Source organism: Bacillus yunxiaonensis (genome assembly GCF_037104695.1).
GTDB lineage: Bacteria > Bacillota > Bacilli > Bacillales > Bacillaceae_G > Bacillus_A > Bacillus_A yunxiaonensis.
The window spans coordinates 482837-501857 of the sequence record NZ_JBAWSV010000003.1 but is presented as its reverse complement, the minus strand read 5'-3'; the positions used below and the strand labels follow the sequence as shown (position 1 = coordinate 501857).

General features: G+C 37.7%; 21 protein-coding genes. 8 read left to right on the top strand and 13 right to left on the bottom strand.

Features of this window, described 5'->3' with window-relative positions:
* Positions 1-26 precede the first annotated feature (26 nt).
* Positions 27-329 carry a YutD family protein gene (locus WAX78_RS11810; RefSeq protein WP_336482447.1) on the bottom strand — a complete coding sequence of 101 codons (303 nt, stop codon included), beginning with the start codon at positions 327-329 and terminating at the stop codon, positions 27-29.
* A 382-nt stretch (positions 330-711) separates the two neighbouring features.
* On the opposite strand from WAX78_RS11810, the gene WAX78_RS11805 reads away from it, so the two are divergent.
* Both WAX78_RS11805 and WAX78_RS11800 read left to right on the top strand, forming a co-directional pair.
* On the top strand, positions 712-1284 hold the full coding sequence (locus WAX78_RS11805) for a YhcN/YlaJ family sporulation lipoprotein (protein ID WP_336482446.1): 573 nt from the start codon (positions 712-714) through the stop codon (positions 1282-1284).
* Positions 1285-1501: 217 nt separating this feature from the next.
* Complete coding sequence (locus WAX78_RS11800) at positions 1502-2278, top strand: YhfC family intramembrane metalloprotease (RefSeq protein WP_336482445.1); 777 nt, start codon at positions 1502-1504, stop codon at positions 2276-2278.
* Between the two features lie 185 nt (positions 2279-2463).
* On the opposite strand, the gene WAX78_RS11795 is transcribed toward WAX78_RS11800, so the two are convergent.
* On the bottom strand, positions 2464-3336 hold the full coding sequence (locus WAX78_RS11795) for a YitT family protein (RefSeq protein ID WP_336482444.1): 873 nt from the start codon (positions 3334-3336) through the stop codon (positions 2464-2466).
* Positions 3337-3610: 274 nt separating this feature from the next.
* Between WAX78_RS11795 and WAX78_RS11790 the strand changes: the two genes are divergently transcribed.
* From WAX78_RS11790 to WAX78_RS11780, 3 genes are all read left to right on the top strand, one after another.
* Positions 3611-4192, top strand: coding sequence for a histidine phosphatase family protein (locus tag WAX78_RS11790; RefSeq protein ID WP_336482443.1), 582 nt, complete (start codon positions 3611-3613; stop codon positions 4190-4192).
* Between the two features lie 150 nt (positions 4193-4342).
* Entirely contained in the window at positions 4343-4489 is a 147-nt protein-coding gene (locus WAX78_RS11785) for a YoaP domain-containing protein (RefSeq protein ID WP_336482526.1), read from the top strand.
* A gap of 180 nt (positions 4490-4669) precedes the next feature.
* Positions 4670-5137: a YbaK/EbsC family protein gene (locus WAX78_RS11780; RefSeq protein ID WP_336482442.1), complete on the top strand. Its 468-nt coding sequence runs from the start codon at positions 4670-4672 to the stop codon at positions 5135-5137.
* A gap of 29 nt (positions 5138-5166) precedes the next feature.
* Here the strand turns inward: WAX78_RS11780 and WAX78_RS11775 are convergent, their stop codons facing one another.
* Positions 5167-5496 carry a DMT family transporter gene (locus WAX78_RS11775; RefSeq protein ID WP_336482441.1) on the bottom strand — a complete coding sequence of 110 codons (330 nt, stop codon included), beginning with the start codon at positions 5494-5496 and terminating at the stop codon, positions 5167-5169.
* Positions 5497-5594: 98 nt separating this feature from the next.
* On the bottom strand, positions 5595-6491 hold the full coding sequence (gene lipA, locus WAX78_RS11770) for a lipoyl synthase (RefSeq protein ID WP_336482440.1): 897 nt from the start codon (positions 6489-6491) through the stop codon (positions 5595-5597).
* A gap of 189 nt (positions 6492-6680) precedes the next feature.
* On the opposite strand from lipA, the gene WAX78_RS11765 reads away from it, so the two are divergent.
* Positions 6681-7673, top strand: a complete 993-nt coding sequence (locus tag WAX78_RS11765; RefSeq protein ID WP_336482439.1) for a M23 family metallopeptidase — start codon at positions 6681-6683, stop codon at positions 7671-7673.
* A gap of 63 nt (positions 7674-7736) precedes the next feature.
* Here WAX78_RS11765 and yunB read toward each other — a convergent pair whose 3' ends face one another.
* The 3 genes from yunB to WAX78_RS11750 all read right to left on the bottom strand — a co-directional run bounded on the left by yunB (position 7737) and on the right by WAX78_RS11750 (position 10300).
* Positions 7737-8474 (bottom strand): sporulation protein YunB, encoded by a 738-nt coding sequence (gene yunB, locus WAX78_RS11760; RefSeq protein WP_336482438.1) that lies wholly within the window; start codon positions 8472-8474, stop codon positions 7737-7739.
* Positions 8475-8526: 52 nt separating this feature from the next.
* Positions 8527-8829 (bottom strand): YunC family protein, encoded by a 303-nt coding sequence (locus tag WAX78_RS11755; RefSeq protein ID WP_336482437.1) that lies wholly within the window; start codon positions 8827-8829, stop codon positions 8527-8529.
* Positions 8830-8908: 79 nt separating this feature from the next.
* The gene (locus tag WAX78_RS11750) at positions 8909-10300 is read right to left on the bottom strand and encodes a bifunctional metallophosphatase/5'-nucleotidase (RefSeq protein WP_336482525.1); all 1392 of its coding nucleotides are present in this window, start codon (positions 10298-10300) and stop codon (positions 8909-8911) included.
* A 236-nt stretch (positions 10301-10536) separates the two neighbouring features.
* On the opposite strand from WAX78_RS11750, the gene WAX78_RS11745 reads away from it, so the two are divergent.
* Both WAX78_RS11745 and WAX78_RS11740 read left to right on the top strand, forming a co-directional pair.
* Positions 10537-10866, top strand: a complete 330-nt coding sequence (locus WAX78_RS11745; RefSeq protein WP_336482436.1) for a PadR family transcriptional regulator — start codon at positions 10537-10539, stop codon at positions 10864-10866.
* A complete protein-coding gene (locus tag WAX78_RS11740; protein ID WP_336482435.1) occupies positions 10866-11591 on the top strand; it encodes a VanZ family protein in 726 nt (241 codons plus the stop codon). Before WAX78_RS11745 ends, WAX78_RS11740 begins: the two co-directional genes overlap by 1 nt.
* 155 nt (positions 11592-11746) lie before the next feature.
* On the opposite strand, the gene WAX78_RS11735 is transcribed toward WAX78_RS11740, so the two are convergent.
* The 6 genes from WAX78_RS11735 to sufC all read right to left on the bottom strand — a co-directional run bounded on the left by WAX78_RS11735 (position 11747) and on the right by sufC (position 18836).
* The gene (locus WAX78_RS11735) at positions 11747-13288 is read right to left on the bottom strand and encodes a thiol-activated cytolysin family protein (protein ID WP_336482434.1); all 1542 of its coding nucleotides are present in this window, start codon (positions 13286-13288) and stop codon (positions 11747-11749) included.
* Positions 13289-13653: 365 nt separating this feature from the next.
* A complete protein-coding gene (gene sufB / locus WAX78_RS11730) occupies positions 13654-15051 on the bottom strand; it encodes a Fe-S cluster assembly protein SufB (RefSeq protein WP_336482433.1) in 1398 nt (465 codons plus the stop codon).
* Positions 15052-15101: 50 nt separating this feature from the next.
* Entirely contained in the window at positions 15102-15533 is a 432-nt protein-coding gene (sufU, locus tag WAX78_RS11725) for a Fe-S cluster assembly sulfur transfer protein SufU (RefSeq protein WP_336482432.1), read from the bottom strand.
* Positions 15523-16743, bottom strand: a complete 1221-nt coding sequence (gene sufS, locus WAX78_RS11720; protein ID WP_336482431.1) for a cysteine desulfurase SufS — start codon at positions 16741-16743, stop codon at positions 15523-15525. Before sufS ends, sufU begins: the two co-directional genes overlap by 11 nt.
* Complete coding sequence (gene sufD / locus WAX78_RS11715) at positions 16743-18035, bottom strand: Fe-S cluster assembly protein SufD (protein WP_336482430.1); 1293 nt, start codon at positions 18033-18035, stop codon at positions 16743-16745. Before sufD ends, sufS begins: the two co-directional genes overlap by 1 nt.
* Positions 18036-18050: 15 nt before the next feature.
* Positions 18051-18836, bottom strand: coding sequence for a Fe-S cluster assembly ATPase SufC (gene sufC / locus WAX78_RS11710; protein ID WP_336482429.1), 786 nt, complete (start codon positions 18834-18836; stop codon positions 18051-18053).
* Between the last annotated feature and the right edge of the window lie 185 nt (positions 18837-19021).

The window sequence follows — 19021 nt, the reverse complement described above, 5'->3', positions numbered from 1 at the left end:
TCTTACCCAATGCAAGAGGAGTTTCTTTACTTCTTCACTTTTCGCAGTACAAAGTATGCACATCCAAAATTACAATACTCGTATAAATACTCTGATAATGTACTAATTTTCGTATCATACGTTGCACGCTGGTTACTGTCAGCAAAGAATCCGCGTAATCGAAGCTGATCATAGCCCCAATCACCCACGATGTAATCGTATTTATTTAAAATTTCTGCGTAGCGAGCTTTAAATGCTTCTTCATTAAATCCATTTCGATTTTCTGCTATTACTTCATAGTGGATATTATTCACGTAAACTGTAGTGCGAATCTCCTGCTTCTGCTCCATCTTCCATTCCCTTTCCTCTTCTTTCTTCTTTTTATCGTATCATAAAGCCACAAAACCAACAATTTCAAATACAAAAAATCTCTTAAGTGGGAAATGCTATAGAATGAAACTTCCTTTTAGAGCATTCTTCTCCAAAAGGTTAGTTGAACCAATCGGGTTCTTATGGACAGTTATCTCCCACCTATCTTCTGTAGAAAAGCGGAAGCAGCTCGCCCAGAATCGCAGGACGTTGGAGCTCAAGGCAGAGAGGCGCTTTTTGCCTCGTCCGAGGGGCGAAACGACCGGAGATTCTAGCCGCTAGAGCTGGACAACGATTCTCTTTCAATCTTGAGATATGGGTATTACTGCCCGCAAATAGCGAGCCAATAAGGAGGAAACAATCATGAAAAAACAACTGCTCTTATCCCTTCTTACTCTTTCCATCTTTGCTGGATGCCAAACAAACAAAGCGGAAATGAAACGGGAAGAAGGAAGCCGCGTACTCTTGTCTGCGCATAGAGACATATACGGGAAAGACGTGCCAAACGACACGCTGACAAAAGTCGGCTATTCTCAAAAACAAAAAGATGAAGTGTCGAATCGTCAGGTCGGTACAATTAACAAAGTACGATTAGCAGAAATGATTACAGATTTGAGTGTGAAACTACCCGATGTCATGAATGCAGCAACACTTGTAACAGATGATGAAGTGTTTGTTGTATACCGAGCAAAAACGACAGATCCGGCTCTAGTCGCTGATCAAGTACAAAAAGCAGCATTGTCTGTTGTTCCCCGCTACTATAAAGCATATGTATCAACAGATCAAAAATTAATATCACAAATCCAAGGACTCAAATCCGGCACATTAAACGATAAAGAATATGCACAAACACTTGATATGCTCAAGCATGAAATGAGCAAAAATCCGCATTTAAATAACACGCAAAATAATACACTGCCTAATACAATGAAATAACCTGAGAATACACTCTCAGGTTATTTCATTTATTTTGACCATTATATCTCATCTTCAAGAACATAAAAGGCAGGGCTCGATTATACATCTAAATATTCCGCACGTTTTTTGCGTAGTGAAACACTTCCTGCACTTCCTCCTTTTAGGCTATTTTTTGAAAAAATTTTTTCACTCAATGTATAATAAGACTATAAACTAGTGAAAAGTGGTGAATTTAATGGTTTCAAATGCAACAATTGGAAGTATGATTGTGCAACTTGTTATTTCTGTTCTCATCCCGATTATTGCGCTCATTTACTTCCGAAAGAAATATAAAATCTCTTTCAAAATTGTCGGCGTCGGGATTGTATTTTTCCTCGGATTCTCACAAATTTTAGAAAAAACGCTACATGTCTTTGTACTTGGAAATCCAGCAGCAACTGAGCTATTTAAAAATCCGTTTATCTATGCTATATATGGCGGATTAACTGCTGGTATTTTTGAGGAACTGGCTCGTTTTATCGCCTTTTTCTTTTTACTTAAGAAATACCAGGAGTATAAAGACGGCCTTGCTTATGGAATCGGTCACGGAGGAATTGAATCATTATTAATCGGAGCAACTGTCGGAGTGCAAAGTCTTGTATTTGCTTTCTCCATTAATAACGGAACCTTTTCTAAAATGATTGAGAAAGCACCACAGCTTAGCGCTGTCCAAGATGCATTAGTACATACTCCGCCTTACTTCTACTTATTTGGCGCAGTAGAGCGGCTCGTTGCTTTTATCATGCAAATCGCACTCACAATGCTTGTCTTATATGCTGTAAAACATAAGAAATACATATTTATAGGGCTGGCAGTATTCCTTCATGCATTTATTGACTTTTTCGCAGTACTCTACCAACGCGGACAAATCCATTTATTTGTAATCGAAGGACTTATGATACTGTTTGGTATTGGTGCTTATATCCTAATTCGCAAAATGAAAACAAAACTCCTAGCAGAACATGCAAGCTAAGCTACTATGTAATGTTAAAAGCCAATGAAAGTACGTGCGGTTTTTAAAAACAATAATTTATCTATAATATTGCACATTATATTAACAAAAGTAGCAGGATAAAAATCCAGTAAAAAAATCACCTTTTAGTCAAACTAAAAAGGTGATTTTTTTGTGAAACTATATTAAATTTTTCTAAGTTATAATTAATGAATATCATGTTTTCTGAAATTACCGCCCTTTACTTCTGCTACGTCATATACCGTAACAAAGGCATTTTCATCAATTTCATGAATGATTTCTTTCATTTTACTTTCTTCTAAGCGGTTAATGACACAAGTAATTTCTTTAAATTGTTCGTTTGAATAACCGCCGTAAACCTCATTATAAGTTGCACTTCGACCTAATCGCTCTCGAATTGTTTCTACCATTAATTCAGGTTCTTTTGTGATAATCTTAAATGTTTTAGAACCACTTAAACCTACTTCAACAATGTGAATGACTTTAGAAGCAATAAAGTAAGCAATGGCTGAAAGAATAGCCCCTTCAAGACCAAATACTGTTGAGACAACAATAAAGACAAACATGTTTAAAAATAAGATGAGGTCACTTGTCCCAAAAGGTAATTTTCGAGAAAGTAATACGGCTAACATGTCAATTCCATCTAATGCGCCGCCATTACGCAATGCTAATCCCATACCAAAACCGATGATAATCCCACCAACAACGGTAACTAACAATGTATCACCGTGAATAATAGTTCGTACGTTGTGCATAAGAACAGTACCAATTGCTAGTGAAGCAATACCGATAATCGAATAAATAGCAAAATTTTTACCAATTTGCTTATACCCTAACCAAACAAACGGGATGTTAATGACTGCAATTAGAATTCCTAATGGTAATCCAAGTAATTGTGAGCTAACGATACTTAAACCCGTCACACCACCGTCTGAAACGTTGTTTGGGATTAATACCGATTCTAGCCCATATGCTGTTATAAATGCTCCAATAATAATCATTAATACTCGAAAAACGATTTTTACTTTATTGGGCTTGCGCTTTTTGTTTATACTCATATAATTCCTCCGTTTCAAATTATGTTTTCTTTTCATTCCTACACGTCTTTTAATCAGCTAGACTCATTCCTAATAATTATTCTAACATATTACCATCAGGTTATTTAACGAAATAGCACGATTGTGGAATTACAGAACGAGCATATTTTCAAATGTAATGTTTTCAAATTGAACTACCCCAACCTCAGTTACCAATAACTAGAAAAAAGAGGATTCCTCACTCTATTTGTCGAAGTACGTACAAATTCGTCTATTTATAAGTGAGGGATGAATCATGAAGAAATTAATTGTTGTCCGCCATTGCACTGCAACTGGGCAAGAATGTGATGCACCACTTACAGCAGTGGGTCAGCAGCAAGCTAAAACTCTTGCCAATTTTCTCATCACAGAACAACTTCCTATCGAAAAAATTATCTCGAGTCCGTTCGCTCGCGCCGTTCATTCGATTGCACCTTATGCGTCACAAGTACAACTTCCTATTCAAGAGGATGACCGACTAGCTGAACGTATATTAAGCGGTGTACCAATGGATAATTGGCTACAAATGCTCGAGCAAACATTTACAGAAATTGATGTCGCCTTTCCAGGCGGAGAATCGACGCGCCAAGCAACAGAACGAGTACAATCACTTATCCACAACATAGTACAACATCAGGAGCAAGAAGTAACGCTGCTCGTTACACACGGTAACTTATTCACACTCATTTTAAAGATTTTTGACAACAGCATCGGTTTTTCCACATGGAAAAGCTTAAGCAATCCAGACGTATACGAAATTACGATAGAGCATGGTACAGCGAATATCCACAGATTGTGGGGAATACATTGTGAAACGAATGAATGTAACTACCGATAATCTAGAATCAGAACATATTTGCTGCGCTATATCTGACAAGAGAATGGCACGCGGAGTTTTGCAAAAGAAATGCATATTGAAAACAAAGAAGGATTGGTCGTGTATTACACAGATCAATGATCATTTACGGATTATTATGTCCATGAAGAACTGAAAGAAATTGAACAAAAATACAATATTCCTGTTCAGCACCATAAAATTTCAAACCGGGAAGCTGCTCAAACTGCGCCGTGTGCTTTTACAACATATAGCGCTTTTTATAATGGACAGTTCATTACACATGAAATTATAAGGTGAAACTTCCTTTTGGAATGCTCTTCTCCAAAAGGTTAGTTGAACCAATCGGGCTCTTACGGGCAGTTAGCACTCCTTTGCCTTTACTCAATATTACTGCCCGTTAGTGCGGGGTAAACAAAAAGAAATTCGAAAAATTACGGAAGACACTCAAGAAGTGAAACGAAAGGAGCCTGCATTACGATGTACGAAGAAGTCATCTCGTTACTACATGAAACGAATGTTTTATATGAAAAGTTTGAACATGAACCAGTTCTAGATTATGAAACAGACCGAATCGTTCGAGAACGCCTTGGCTTAGAAGGCGAACCAAGTAAAAGTCTCTTTATGAAAACGACATCTGGGACTTACTATGTCTTCTTTACGTTAGAAGGAACCCGCCTTGATATGAAGCAAATGAAAGATCTTATCGGTACACGCGTCTCTCTTTGTTCACCTGATGAACTAAGAGAGAAAACGGGATGTCTCCCAGGATGTGTTGCGCCGTTTGGTTATACAGAGGATGTAACAATCATTGTGGATCCTTCTATTTATCAATACGAAAAAGTATTAATTTCACCTGGTGTCCCTGAAGTCACAATTTCTTTATCCACAGCAGAATTACATAAACTTTTATCCACATGTGGAAATACCGTACTGGAATACAAATGAAAGAGCTGACACTTCCAGCTCTTTTATCTTTAATGTGCACCTGAACTCGACATATTTAATACAACAACCCCGCCAATAATAAGCACTAGGCCAACTAACGTTTGCCATGTAAAAACGTCCTTCCAAATGAGAACACCAATTAATGCTGTTAGCGCTGTACCAACTCCAGACCAGATCGCATAAGCGGTGCTAATTTGAAGATGTTGCAACGTTTGAGATAAAAAATAAAATGCAGATGCAAAACCAAGAACAACACCGATACTTGGCCATACTTTCGTAAATCCGTCTGACAACTTCAGCATCGTTGTCCCAAATACTTCACTCACAATTGCGATTGCTAACAAAACAAACCCTTTCATATAATTCCTCCTTTTATGCTCTATCGTATTGTCTACACTGATATCTTGTTCAAAAAAAAATCCCCCTTAGCTGATTCACTAAGAAGGATTTTTTCTCATTATTTTGCTTCTGCTGTATTTTCTCTTGCAGATTGTACTTGCTCATCTGCATGGTAAGAAGAACGTACAAGCGGACCAGCCTCGCAGTGACTAAATCCTTTGCTAAGTGCAATTTCTTTTAGCTCTGCAAATTCTGCTGGTGTGTAATACTTAATAACTGGTAAATGCTTTTTAGACGGTTGCAAATATTGACCAAGCGTTAAAATATTAACGTTGTTTGCACGCAGGTCATCCATTGCTTCGATAAGGTCTTCTCTCGTTTCCCCAAGTCCCACCATGATGCTTGATTTTGTTGGAATGTCAGGCTGCATTTCTTTTGCACGACGTAAAAATTCTAGGGAACGATCGTATTTTGCTCTAGCGCGAACTCGGTCAGATAATCGACGTACCGTTTCAATGTTATGGTTTAAAATATCCGGACGTGCATCCATTAACATTTTTAAATTCTCTTCTACTCCACCCATATCAGATGGTAAAACTTCAATAGACGTAAATGGATTTTTACGACGAACAGCGCGCACTGTTTCCGCAAAAACAGCTGCTCCTCCGTCTTTCAAATCATCACGTGCAACTGCTGTTATAACAACGTGTTTTAAGCCCATTTGCTCTACAGAATCTGCTACGCGTTCTGGCTCTTGTAGATCAAGCTCTGTTGGTAGGCCTGTTTTAACCGCACAGAAACGGCATGCGCGTGTACAAACTGCACCTAAAATCATAAATGTTGCTGTTTTACGAACAGCCCAGCATTCATGAATATTCGGACACTTCGCCTCTTCACAAACTGTATGAAGGTTCTTAGAACGCATCATTTTCTTTAAGCCTGTATAGTTTTCATTTGTGTTTAATTTAATTTTCAACCACTCGGGCTTGCGCATATATTCTGTTTGTTTTGTCATGTTCATCAACTCCGCACAATTTGAAATAGTTTACCATGTTCGCTTCTTTCAATGTAACATATCTATTTTATCGTATGAAAGCGATTTGCTCAAATGAAGATTCAAAGAATTCCTTCCAATTATTACTTATAATGAAATATCGTGTATATCCCACACTAAAGGTAGTGATTTCGAAAGGAGCTTACTGCCGTGCATCGAAAATTTTTCCTTCTGCTTTCTATCTGTTTTCTTCTCCAAACAAACATTGTGTACGGACAAGAAAACAAGCAAGAAGACATATACATGAAGCGAATGACATTATATAAGGAAATGGAGACATACTCCCTTATTCCATGGTACTACTTCGCTGCCATCGATCAATACGAGCGAAATATCCGTTCTGTTCGCCGCGATATTCCGAAAAAGCCAGATGCCATTATCTCTATTTACTTCAAACCAGAAGTATGGTCCGGGCCAGCAAATCCAGAACCCCATGATACAAAACCGTACACAATTGCCTTATTTGGAGGCATGGGGTTAGACGGGGACAACGATGGATTGGCAGACGCAAATAATGAGAAAGATGTTCTCTATACAATGACTACTATATTAGGAAAACGCGGAACAAACCGAGAACAGCTAAAAATTATGTTGTGGGAATATTATCAACGAGCAAAAACAGTAGAGTTAATATTAGGTTATGCTCGTATGTACAAACATTACAATCGGATTAATTTAGATGGTAATGCTTTCCCTCTGCCGGTTCGCAGCGATCATAGTTACCGCAGTACATTTGGCGCTAAACGAAGCTTTGGCGGACGGCGTATGCATGAAGGCACAGATATTTTCGCTGGCTATGGTGTACCTGTTCGTTCTACTTGCTATGGCATCATTGAAACGAAAGGATGGAATCGTCTTGGCGGCTGGCGCATCGGTATTCGCGACTTATATAACAATTATCATTACTACGCACACTTAGGTGGATTTTCAAAAGAAATACAGCTTGGACAAATCATTGAGCCTGGAACTGTTATTGGATTTGTCGGCAGCACTGGTTATGGTCCTCCTGGGACAGCTGGTAAATTTCCGCCTCACCTGCATTTTGGATTGTATAAAGATAACGGCTATACAGAATGGGCGTTTGATCCATATATGCATTTAAGCTTATGGGAGCGAAAAGAGCGAATGAATTCAAAAAGATAACCGCAGTTCGATGCTACAGTTATCTCAAACTAACAATTCCTTTATCTAAAAAAGCGGGTAACATTAGTTATCCGCTTTTTTCTCCTTTTTCTCCGGCACAACAACTCCGCCGCTTCCGTAATAGCCAGGCACTTCACCTTGAATAATACGTGTGGCTACTGGAATATCTTGCTTCACAGTTACTTCCTTCGTATGGAATGGAATAATAACCTGAAGAGCCACTTCAATTTCCATCACAATTTTAATAGCCGTATTGTTAATTCCTTGCTGCTGAAAATCTTGTTTAATATTCGTGGATACATGACCAATTGTTGTAAACGTAATTGGAATATTTGGTCCTATATTACCAAGCAATGCATTATCCGTAATTCTACCAAGCGGAACGGATAGTGCAGTTCCATCTTCCTCTGATAATCCTAACGCTTTCGTATCCCCCTTCTCGACTTGATGTAAATATTTCTCTATATCCGTTGTTGTCGATGTTAAAATCTCATTTACTGCTTCTGTGTTTAAATCCATTGTAGATACTTTTCCATTTTTATCAGTTTGCATCTTCATTAATGAATCGACATCGATCCCTTGTGCAACCCTATCTTTCACTGCTTTCGTCATGACAACTGTCGCTGTTCGCTTCGTCTGCATTTCTGCATATTTCATTAACGTTGGCTGAATGCTTTTGTTCACAAGCCACAATCCTTGTAAGGTAAGTATAATAAAAATAGCAAATGAAATAAGTAATACGTAGCGAAATGGCAGTGGTCCTTTCCGAAACCGAGAAGTCCGGGGACGAAACGCGCGCATAACAAATCCCTCCTTCTTACACATGTATATGCAAAAAAGAGGGACGATATATTTATATCATTTTTAACAATGCATCTTTTCCAATTGTACCAGCTGTAATGCCTAACCTTTCAGCTTCAAATGTAACCGATTCAAGCGGCGCCTCTAACAACTGCTCAATCGTTCTTACACCAACAGCGCGCCCTGCAAGAATGCCGCGATCGCTTAACTTTTCGTTTAACAATCCCACATCTAATGCTCCGCACATAATATAACCTTTATCGCTCATAACAGCTAACAAATTTGTTTTAGGAAGCTTTACACTCACTGCTATAAACGTGTATTCATTTATTATAATTGGTTCTATATTAACCATAGTTCACACTCCTCTCTCCTTTATCTGTATGAAAAGAGAAAAAAGAGTGTGAATACAAAAGCCTACTGCAATCAGTAGGCTATAATTTTACAGATGATGCATATTTCATTAATGTATCCTTCAAAACATCACGGAGCAATTCCGGCATATAATATTCTTTTTCTGGCACGACCGCAAGCTCTGGATATAAGTAACCGAATGTAAACATATCAATCGTTCCTACTGTATAGATTCGTTCTAGGTCTAATGATTCTCCGTTGATAATGACATCTTCGAGTAATATTTTATTACCCGGAATCGTATCTGGCACAACTTCTACGCCAGCATATATCATTTTCCCCATAACTTTCCCGCGAAAACCTAAACCTTTTACTTCAAGCTGTTCCATGTTTGGGCGGCGTGCTTTCAAAATCACATCTCGCAATGTTTTCCCTTTCACTTGCAAACGGCATGGATTAATCGGATGTGGACAAATGCGATGAATATCCCCTCGGGTAACTACATCTTCCTGCAATCCTTCAAGTAATACACCTGCATTTACCATACCAATTTCAGCATCACACCATTCCCTAAGAGATTCGGCAAGCATATGAGCAAATTTCGTTTCCTGAAACCAATCGACTTCTAGTGATTCTTTTAAATTTACAACAGGCTCTGCCATGATGAACTTACTTTCTTGTTCAAGCTTCTCTAACAAAGCATGAGGCCCTCCATAGGCTCCAAATCGCTTCGTATTAATTGCTCGTCCATCTTTTTTTATCACTTGCTTTGTTTGTAAATCCACTGTTATTTGTACATGTCCCACATAATGCCCCCACTTCTCGCAGCAGCAAAGAAGTGTTCCATTCATTAATACACCGCGATCAAATAAATGATGGGTATGTGCGCCTAAAATAACATCTATATCATAATGCTCTGCCATGTATTCATCTGCATTCTTTCCTAAATGAGACAATACAACAATGACATCCGCCTTTGAACGTATCTCTTCTAAAATGGCTTCTAAATGTAGATATGGATCTTCAATATGCCAATCTAACTTCGCATAAAAATCAGGATACGCCACTGTTAAACCGATAAAAGCAATTGTAATCCCATTATCAAGTGTTTGCAGCACATATGGTTTTACCCAGCTAGGACGTGTTTGATTTGTTTCAAATAAATTCGCAACGAGCACTTCAAAATTCGCATTGTCATATAAATGATCCAGTTGCTCTTTCGCAAGTGTAATCCCCTCATTGTTTCCAATCGTTACATAATCGTACAGCGCTTTATTTAATAGCTGCACATTTCCTTTTCCGCTCGTTGCCTCAGAAATCATATGAAAGCGATCAACGTGATCGCCAATATCTAATGTAAAGACCGCTTCACCAGCAGCAAGACGACGCTTTTTCTCTTCTACAACAAACTGAGAAATTTGCGGCCAATTTTCAAAATGACTATGTATATCATTTGTATGATAAAGATGAATTGTTGCTTCCGTGTCTATACGCAGAGAAAAAACCTCCTCTCGATTCCATACTTCTTGTTTACGCTATATGTAAGCTTGAATCCTGTAAATACTTTTCGTCTTTTCTTGCTATTTTACATTGTACTCTCATTGATGGAAAAAGCAAAATTTCTTCTTTTTATCATAAAAAAGAAACACTACCTTGTAATGCGACATATGTCGTGATACAATTTCAGCACAAGGTGGTGAACCATAAAATGGATAAAGAGATATTAAAAGGAAGCATTGATATTTTACTTCTCTCCATCATTCAGCAGCATGATACATACGGATATGAAATCATTCAAAAATTAAAAGAAAATAGCAAGGATGCCTACAATATGAGTCAAGGTACGTTATATCCCGCTCTCAAACGATTGGAGCAAAAAGAACTCATTACCTCTTATTGGGGAGAATCCGAAACAGGGATGAAAAGAAAATTTTATCGCATCACTGCTAACGGAGAAAAAATACTGCAAGAAAAACTAACAGCATGGGATCAAATTACTGCTTTAATTAAAGTGTGTAAGAAGGGGGCCTATAGCTGATGACGCTAGAGGAATATATTAAGCTTATTATAAAAGAAACACATTTACCAAAAAGTGAAAAGGAAGAACTATCCCTTGAACTATACGACCACCTGACAAGCTTGCAAGAAGAGTTTATCAATCAAGGGAAGTCAGTAGAGGAAGCAACGCAATTAGCCATTCAAAATTTTGGAGAGGCCAATGTATTAGGAATAGAGATTGAGAAAGTGATGAATTCTTCTCATAAATATATAAAGTGGCTTGGATGGGGGTTATTTATTCCATATTCATTCATCTTAGTATTCCAGCTTTTACTGAGCAGACCTCTTTTTGATTATTTCCGCAATGTAACATACTTCTTAGAAACAGGTAACTGGTCTGCGATTAACCATCTAGTAAATGTAATTCCATTTGCAAGCACATTCAAATATATCATGAATTTCGATCATTATAACTTAGATATATGGCTTATGAATACAATAGGGAATGTTGTAATGTTCATTCCTTTCGGTTTTTTCACCCCTCTATTATTCCCGAAAGTAAACAACTGGAAATTAACTTGCAAGCTTTTTATCAAAATCATTTTCTTTATCGAATTACTACAATTAATAACTTTCACTGGTATCTTCGATGTAGATGATATTATTTTGAACACTACGGGCGCACTAATCGGCTACAGCATTTTCATTGGAATGAAAAAATTATGGATTCGCTATAAACGTACCGATAAAGCCACCTCATTTTGATGATGAGGTGGCTTTTAGCTCGGAGGGTCTTTATATCTTGCCGAAGCGCCCATAAATGTCCTATGTGCGCTGTTATGTTGCAAAAAGTGCCGATATATTTGCTCTCATAAAAAAAGCGCCCTGTAAACAGGGCGCTTCGGACGTATACATCACCTTTAATTATAACTAATATTAGAGGTTGGGTATAATGTCGTTCCGCCAATCCAGATGTTTATTTCATTTGCTAACGGAACATTTTGTTCATTAATAACTGTTCTCCACCATTCCCATGCAAGACCTGTGCATTCCCATGCTACGAATTTTAAATTTTTTGAATTAGGTGGAAATGGTATAACTGTAGAGAAATGAGCAGTTCTGTTTCTGTCGTTTGCTTCCCATGCTTTATGAGTTAGTACTTCATTTCCATTTTCATCATATGAAAATTCATCCCAAGTTATTTCAAATTGAGCAACATATGCACCATAATGATCAAGCTTCATTTTAGCACTGGAATATTCTGTAGATGTAGTCTCGATATACTCTGTATTGTTATGAACAGCAGCAATTGAATTATCTTTTAAGAAAACGCTTGAATATGAAATCGGGTATGCTGGATTTTTAAGACTAAATTCTGCATTATCTTTAATTACATTTCGTATTTCATTAAAATCTTTTGTAACAACCTTGTTATGCTCTTTTGCATCTCCGCCTAATACTACAGCAGTAAAGGAACTGTTTTCATAAATATCTTTGTACTGTTGATTCGTTTGGACGCCTTGATTCTCAATTAAAGCTTTAAAGGCAGCTTGTACATCATTGCTCTTAGAAGTTGTTTCTAATTTCACATAAATTGTTCTGCCATAAGCTACATTTGACACCATAACAGGCGGAGCCTCATTACTTACCCCTTTACGAGTTAACTCTTCAAACGTAACACTATTATCAAAAAGGTCTGATGGATTGTCAGGTAGTTCTGCACTTACGGTATAAAATATTTGCTTATATGCCGCAACCATCACTTTTTTCTCTCCATTTGCAATCGCATTAAAGTCAATGTTCAGTCCATTATCAAGATATTTAGCGTTAACATTAAGAGCACTTGCTATTTGAGATTTACTATAAACCATAGATTCTGTATACTGCATTCTTGCAGGTAACGTATGTGTTGCTGAATACTTTTCACTCCAAGTAGATACTAAATCATCTACTGCTCCGGACACATTACTATATGTTGGATTTTGGACAGTTGTTGTATTGTTTTTTCCCATGCCAGGTAAGTCTATACTAATATTCAAAGGTTTTCTCTTGGCCACTAATAAACTAGGTTGATTATCTGCAAACGCTTTATTTGCAAGTTGTACTGCTCCTGGATATGTACGATTAGCCATAGAATCAATAATTGAAATATCGACTGGTGAAGCTGAAAGTGATTTTTTCTCACGTTCAACCACTACAAATTTTCCTTTTGAATTGATACCTTGTTTCGGAACAAAACTCTCTACTTTATCACCATTTACTGCTAAAATATCTCTACTATCATACTTTAAATTTGCTATGCCATTATCAATACCACTAGCATTTTTTGTTGCATCAGCTGAATTACTTGTTTGTGTTTCAGCGAAGGAAATAAATGAATAATTAATAGTGCATAAACCAACTAATAAACATGCTAGAAACTTGATTCCTTTGATTCTATTTATAATTTTCAAAAAATTCAACTCCTTTTTTAGAATAATTTTGTTGCATCAGCTGAATCACTTGTTTATGTTTCAGCGAAGGGAATAAACGAATAATTAATAGTGCATAAACTAACTAATAAACATACTATGAATGTTATCCCTTCAAAATGGTTTAGAACTTTCCAAAAACTCAACTCCTTTCTTGAAAATTATATCATAAAATTTTAATTTTCGTATATTGATAAAATTTTTTCACTTACTCAAATTAGATAGTTTTTCAGTGGCTTTTTACATGTCGAAGCACCGTTATTTCCAAAATAATGCTGATATATCGAGAGAAACGATTGATATATTAGCACCCAATAAAAAAAGCGCCCTGTAAACAGGGCGCTTCCACTTTTAAATTAACCGATAGAACCTTCCATTTCAAACTTGATTAGGCGGTTCATTTCTACTGCGTATTCCATTGGAAGTTCGCGAGTGAATGGCTCGATGAAGCCCATTACGATCATTTCTGTTGCTTCTTGCTCAGAAATACCGCGGCTCATTAGGTAGAATAATTGTTCTTCTGATACTTTTGATACTTTCGCTTCGTGCTCAAGTGATACGTGATCATTTTTGATCTCGTTGTAAGGAATTGTATCAGATGTAGATTGGTTATCCATGATTAATGTGTCACACTCGATGTTAGAGCGAGAGTTTGTCGCTTTTGGTCCGAAGTGTACGATACCACGGTATGTTACTTTACCACCATGTTTTGCAATCGATTTAGAAACGATTGTTGAAGATGTGTTTGGTGCTAAGTGAATCATTTTCGCACCAGCATCTTGGTGTTGGCCTTTACCAGCAATCGCGATAGATAATGTTAAACCACGAGCGCCTTCGCCTTTTAAGATAACAGCTGGGTATTTCATCGTTAATTTCGATCCGATGTTACCGTCAATCCATTCCATCGTTGCGTTTGCTTCACAAACTGCACGTTTTGTAACTAGGTTATATACGTTGTTTGCCCAGTTTTGGATTGTTGTATAACGGCAATATGCATCTTTCTTAATAATGATTTCTACTACCGCACTGTGAAGTGAGTTTGTTGTGTAAACAGGTGCTGTACAACCTTCTACGTAGTGTACATGTGCGCCTTCGTCTACGATAATAAGCGTACGCTCGAATTGTCCCATATTTTCAGAGTTAATACGGAAATACGCTTGAAGTGGTGTATCAACTTTCACACCTTTTGGAACATAGATAAATGATCCACCAGACCAAACTGCAGAGTTTAATGCAGAGAATTTGTTATCAGTTGGTGGGATTACTTTTCCGAAATGCTCACGGAAAATATCTTCATTCTCTCTTAACGCGCTATCTGTATCTTTAAATACGATTCCTAGCTCTTCTAAATCTTCTTTCATGTTGTGGTATACAACTTCAGATTCGTACTGTGCAGATACACCCGCTAAATATTTTTGTTCTGCTTCTGGAATACCTAATTTATCAAACGTTGCTTTAATTTCATCAGGTACTTCATCCCAAGACTTCTCAGATTTCTCAGATGGTTTTACGTAGTACGTAATTTCATCGAAATTTAAATCATTTAAGTCGCCGCCCCATTGTGGCATTGGCATTTCATAGAAGTGATCCAGTGATTTTAAACGGAAGTCTAACATCCACTGTGGTTCTTCTTTCATACGTGAAATCTCTTCTACGATTTCTTTTGTTAAACCGCGCTCAGCACGGAAAATTGAAACGTCCTTATCTTTGAAACCATATTTATAATCGCCGATATCTGGCAGCTGTTTCGCCATGTTCGTATGTCCCTCCTTGGATAAACTTCGTATTTAGGAACTCATTTGCATTACTTCTCTTCGTTCAAGCCTTTTTCTAACGCTTTCCAAGCTAATGTTGCACACTTAATACGCGCTGGAAATTTGCATACGCCTTGCAATGCTTCAATATCTCCTAAATCAACGCTGTCATCATACTCTTTTCCTAGCATCATATCAGAGAAAATTTTAGAAATCTTAAGTGCTTCTTCAATTTTCTTTCCTTTTACTGCTTGCGTCATCATAGAAGCGGAGGACATGGAGATGGAACAACCTTCTCCTTCAAACTTCGCTTCTTGAACAATTCCGTCTTCTACTTTCATTGTAAGTTGAATGCGGTCACCGCAAGTTGGATTGTTCAAATTAACCGTAACACTATCTTCTAATATGCCATGGTTACGTGGATTTTTATAATGATCCATAATAACTTGACGATATAACGTATCTAAATTATTAAATGACATTTGTGAAATACTCCTTTGTTTTCGTCAGCGCTTCGACAAATGTATCAATTTCTTCTTTTGTGTTATATAAATAGAAGCTTGCACGTGCTGTAGAAGAAGCTTTTAGCCACTTCATTAACGGCTGTGCACAATGATGCCCTGCACGAACCGCAATACCTTCTACATCTAATACTGTTGCCACATCGTGTGGATGTACGTCATCAATATTAAATGTAACAAGACCTGCACGGCGCTTTGGACCATAAATTGTAACACCGTCTACTTCTGATAGTCTTTCTAAAGCATACTGCGCTAATTCATGTTCATGCTTTTCAATATTATCAAGACCGATTTCTTCTAAGAAATCAATCGCAGCTCCAAGCCCGATTGCGTTGCCGATAATCGGTGTACCTGCTTCGAATTTCCACGGAAGCTCTTTCCACGTAGACTCTTGTAAGTCTACGAAGTCGATCATTTCACCGCCAAATTCAATTGGCTCCATATTTTCAAGCAATTCCTTCTTACCATATAATACGCCGATACCTGTAGGACCGCACATTTTATGAGCGGATAAAGCGTAAAAATCACAATTTAAATCTTGTACGTCCACTTTCATATGCGGTGTACTTTGCGCACCATCAACGATCATGATTGCTCCGTTTTGGTGTGCGATTTCTGCAATTTCTTTTACAGGGTTAATCGTTCCAAGTACGTTTGATACGTACATAATAGATACGATTTTCGTATTTGGTGTAATTGTTTGGCGAGCATCTTCTAATGAGATCGTCCCGTCTTCTTGAAGCGGAAGATATTTTAATGTTGCGCCTGTTTTCTTAGCCACTTGTTGCCAAGGAATAATGTTACTATGGTGCTCCATGTAAGTGATGACGATTTCATCGCCTTCTTTTACATGTTCCATGCCATAGCTTGCCGCAACTGTATTTAACGCTGTTGTTGTACCGCGCGTAAAAATAATTTCTTCCATAGACTTCGCATTAATAAACTTACGAACTTTCTCACGTGCGCCTTCATACGCATCGGTTGCTTTCGTACCGAGCGTATGAACACCGCGATGCACGTTAGAGTTGTATTCTTTATAGTAACGTTCTAACGTTTCAATGACTTGAATTGGTTTTTGAGAAGTTGCCGCACTATCGAAATAAACAAGTTGTTTGCCGTTCACCTTTTGATCAAGAATTGGAAACTGTTTGCGTATTTCATGAATATCCATTAGCGAACTTTCCTTTCAATTACCTCAACAAGCTGCGCTTTTACTCCTTCGATTGGAAGCTCATTTACTACAGGTGCTAAGAATCCATGGATGACTAAACGTTCTGCTTCTTTCTTCGGAATACCACGGCTCATTAGGTAGTATAGTTGAGTAGGATCTACGCGTCCTACAGAAGCTGCGTGACCTGCCATTACATCATCTTCATCGATTAAAAGAATTGGGTTTGCATCGCCGCGTGCTTTTTCGTTTAACATCAGAACGCGAGAAGATTGCTGTGCGTTTGATTTAGAAGCACCATGCTCGATTTTACCAATTCCGTTAAAGATAGATGTTGCACTATCTTTTTGCACACCATGTTTTAAGATAAAGCCTTCAGAATGTTTACCGAAGTGAACAACTTTTGTTGTAAAGTTTTGTGTTTGGTTACCACGGCCAATTGTTACTGTTTTTGTATCAGCAAATGAACCGTCGCCCATTAAGTTCGTTACGTTCTCAGAAATTGTGTTTCCATCGTTCATAAGACCTAATGCCCACTCTAGACGTCCATCTCGTCCAACTACGCCGCGGCGGTTTACGTAAGATGTTACATCTTTTGCTAATAAGTCAACTGCACCAAATTTCACTTGTGCACCTTGTTCTACAATTACTTCTGCCACGATATTTGCAATACCAGTAACATTTTCATTTGCCACGTAGTTTTCTACATATGTTGCAGAACTATTTGCATCTGCTACAAATAATACGTGGTTATATACATTTGCTTCTTCACCGTCTACTAAGAATACAGCTTGAAGTGGTGTTTCAAGAACAACGTTTTTCGGAACGTATACGAACGCACCGCCGTTGATTAGTGCAGCATGAAGAGCTGTTAAACGATGCTCGTCAACTTTCACGCCGTCTTTCATTAAATACTTTTGTACTAATTCAGCATGCTCCGTTGCAGCTGATACGATATCTGTAAAAATAACGCCTTTTGTTTTCGCTTCTTCTGATAAAGAAACAAATGCAGTTGTACCGCTGCGCTGTACAAGAACGTTATTCTTTTCATCAATTAAATTTTTCACTGTTTCTGGAAGTTCTTCTAAAGAACGTACAGGCTCTTGCTTTGCAGTGTGACCTTTGCCGATAAAGTCCCATTTATCAATCTTTGTTTTATCAGGCGTTGGCATTGGAAGTTCAGTTGCCTTTGCAAGAGCTTGTAAGCGGAACTCAGTCAACCAAGCAGCTTCATTCGCTTCGCTTGCATGCTGACGGATAGAATCTTGATCGAAAGGTAATGTACCAATTGTCATGTTTATGCTCCTCTCTTACGCTTCTTGCTCTTCTGTTTCGTCTTCAATACCTAGTTCTTTTTTAATCCAGTCGTAACCTTCAGCTTCTAAACGTTGTGCAAGCTCAGGGCCGCCAGATTTCACAACACGACCATTCATCATAACGTGTACATGGTCTGGAGTGATGTAATTTAATAAACGTTGGTAGTGCGTGATCATTAAGCAACCGAAATCTTCGCCGCGCATTTCGTTAATACCTTTAGATACAACTTTTAATGCGTCGATATCAAGACCAGAGTCAATTTCGTCTAAAATTGCGATTTTTGGCTGAATCATCATTAATTGAAGAATTTCATTACGTTTTTTCTCACCGCCAGAGAAACCTTCGTTTAAGTAACGTTGTGCCATTGATGGATCCATTTCTAGGAATTCCATGTTTTTATCTAATGTACGGATAAATTTCATAAGAGAAATTTCATTGCCTTCTTCACGGCGTGCGTTAATTGCAGAACGTAAGAAGTCAGCGTTTGTTACTCCGCTAATTTCACTTGGATATTGCATTGCTAGGAATAGACCAGCTTGTGCGCGCTCATCTACTTCCATTTCTAATACATCTTCACCGTCGATGATGATGCTGCCTTGTGTTACTTCATATTTTGGGTGACCCATAATTGCAGAAGATAAAGTTGATTTACCTGTTCCGTTAGGTCCCATAATTGCGTGGATTTCTCCACCTTTTACTTCAAGGTTTACACCCTTTAAAATTTCTTTGCCATCGATTGATACATGTAAATCTTTAATCGTTAATGTAGAACCAGCCATCTCAATACCTCCATTAATCATCTATATACATTTTAAAAATTCCTAAAACGTTCACATTCTCATTTTATTCTCATTCTAATTTTATATCAAATAAAATGATATCGCAAACGTTGAAAAAAAGTAACAATTTTTCTACAAATACGAGCAGGAATTTTCTGCACATTATATTATGATACACCTTTCTT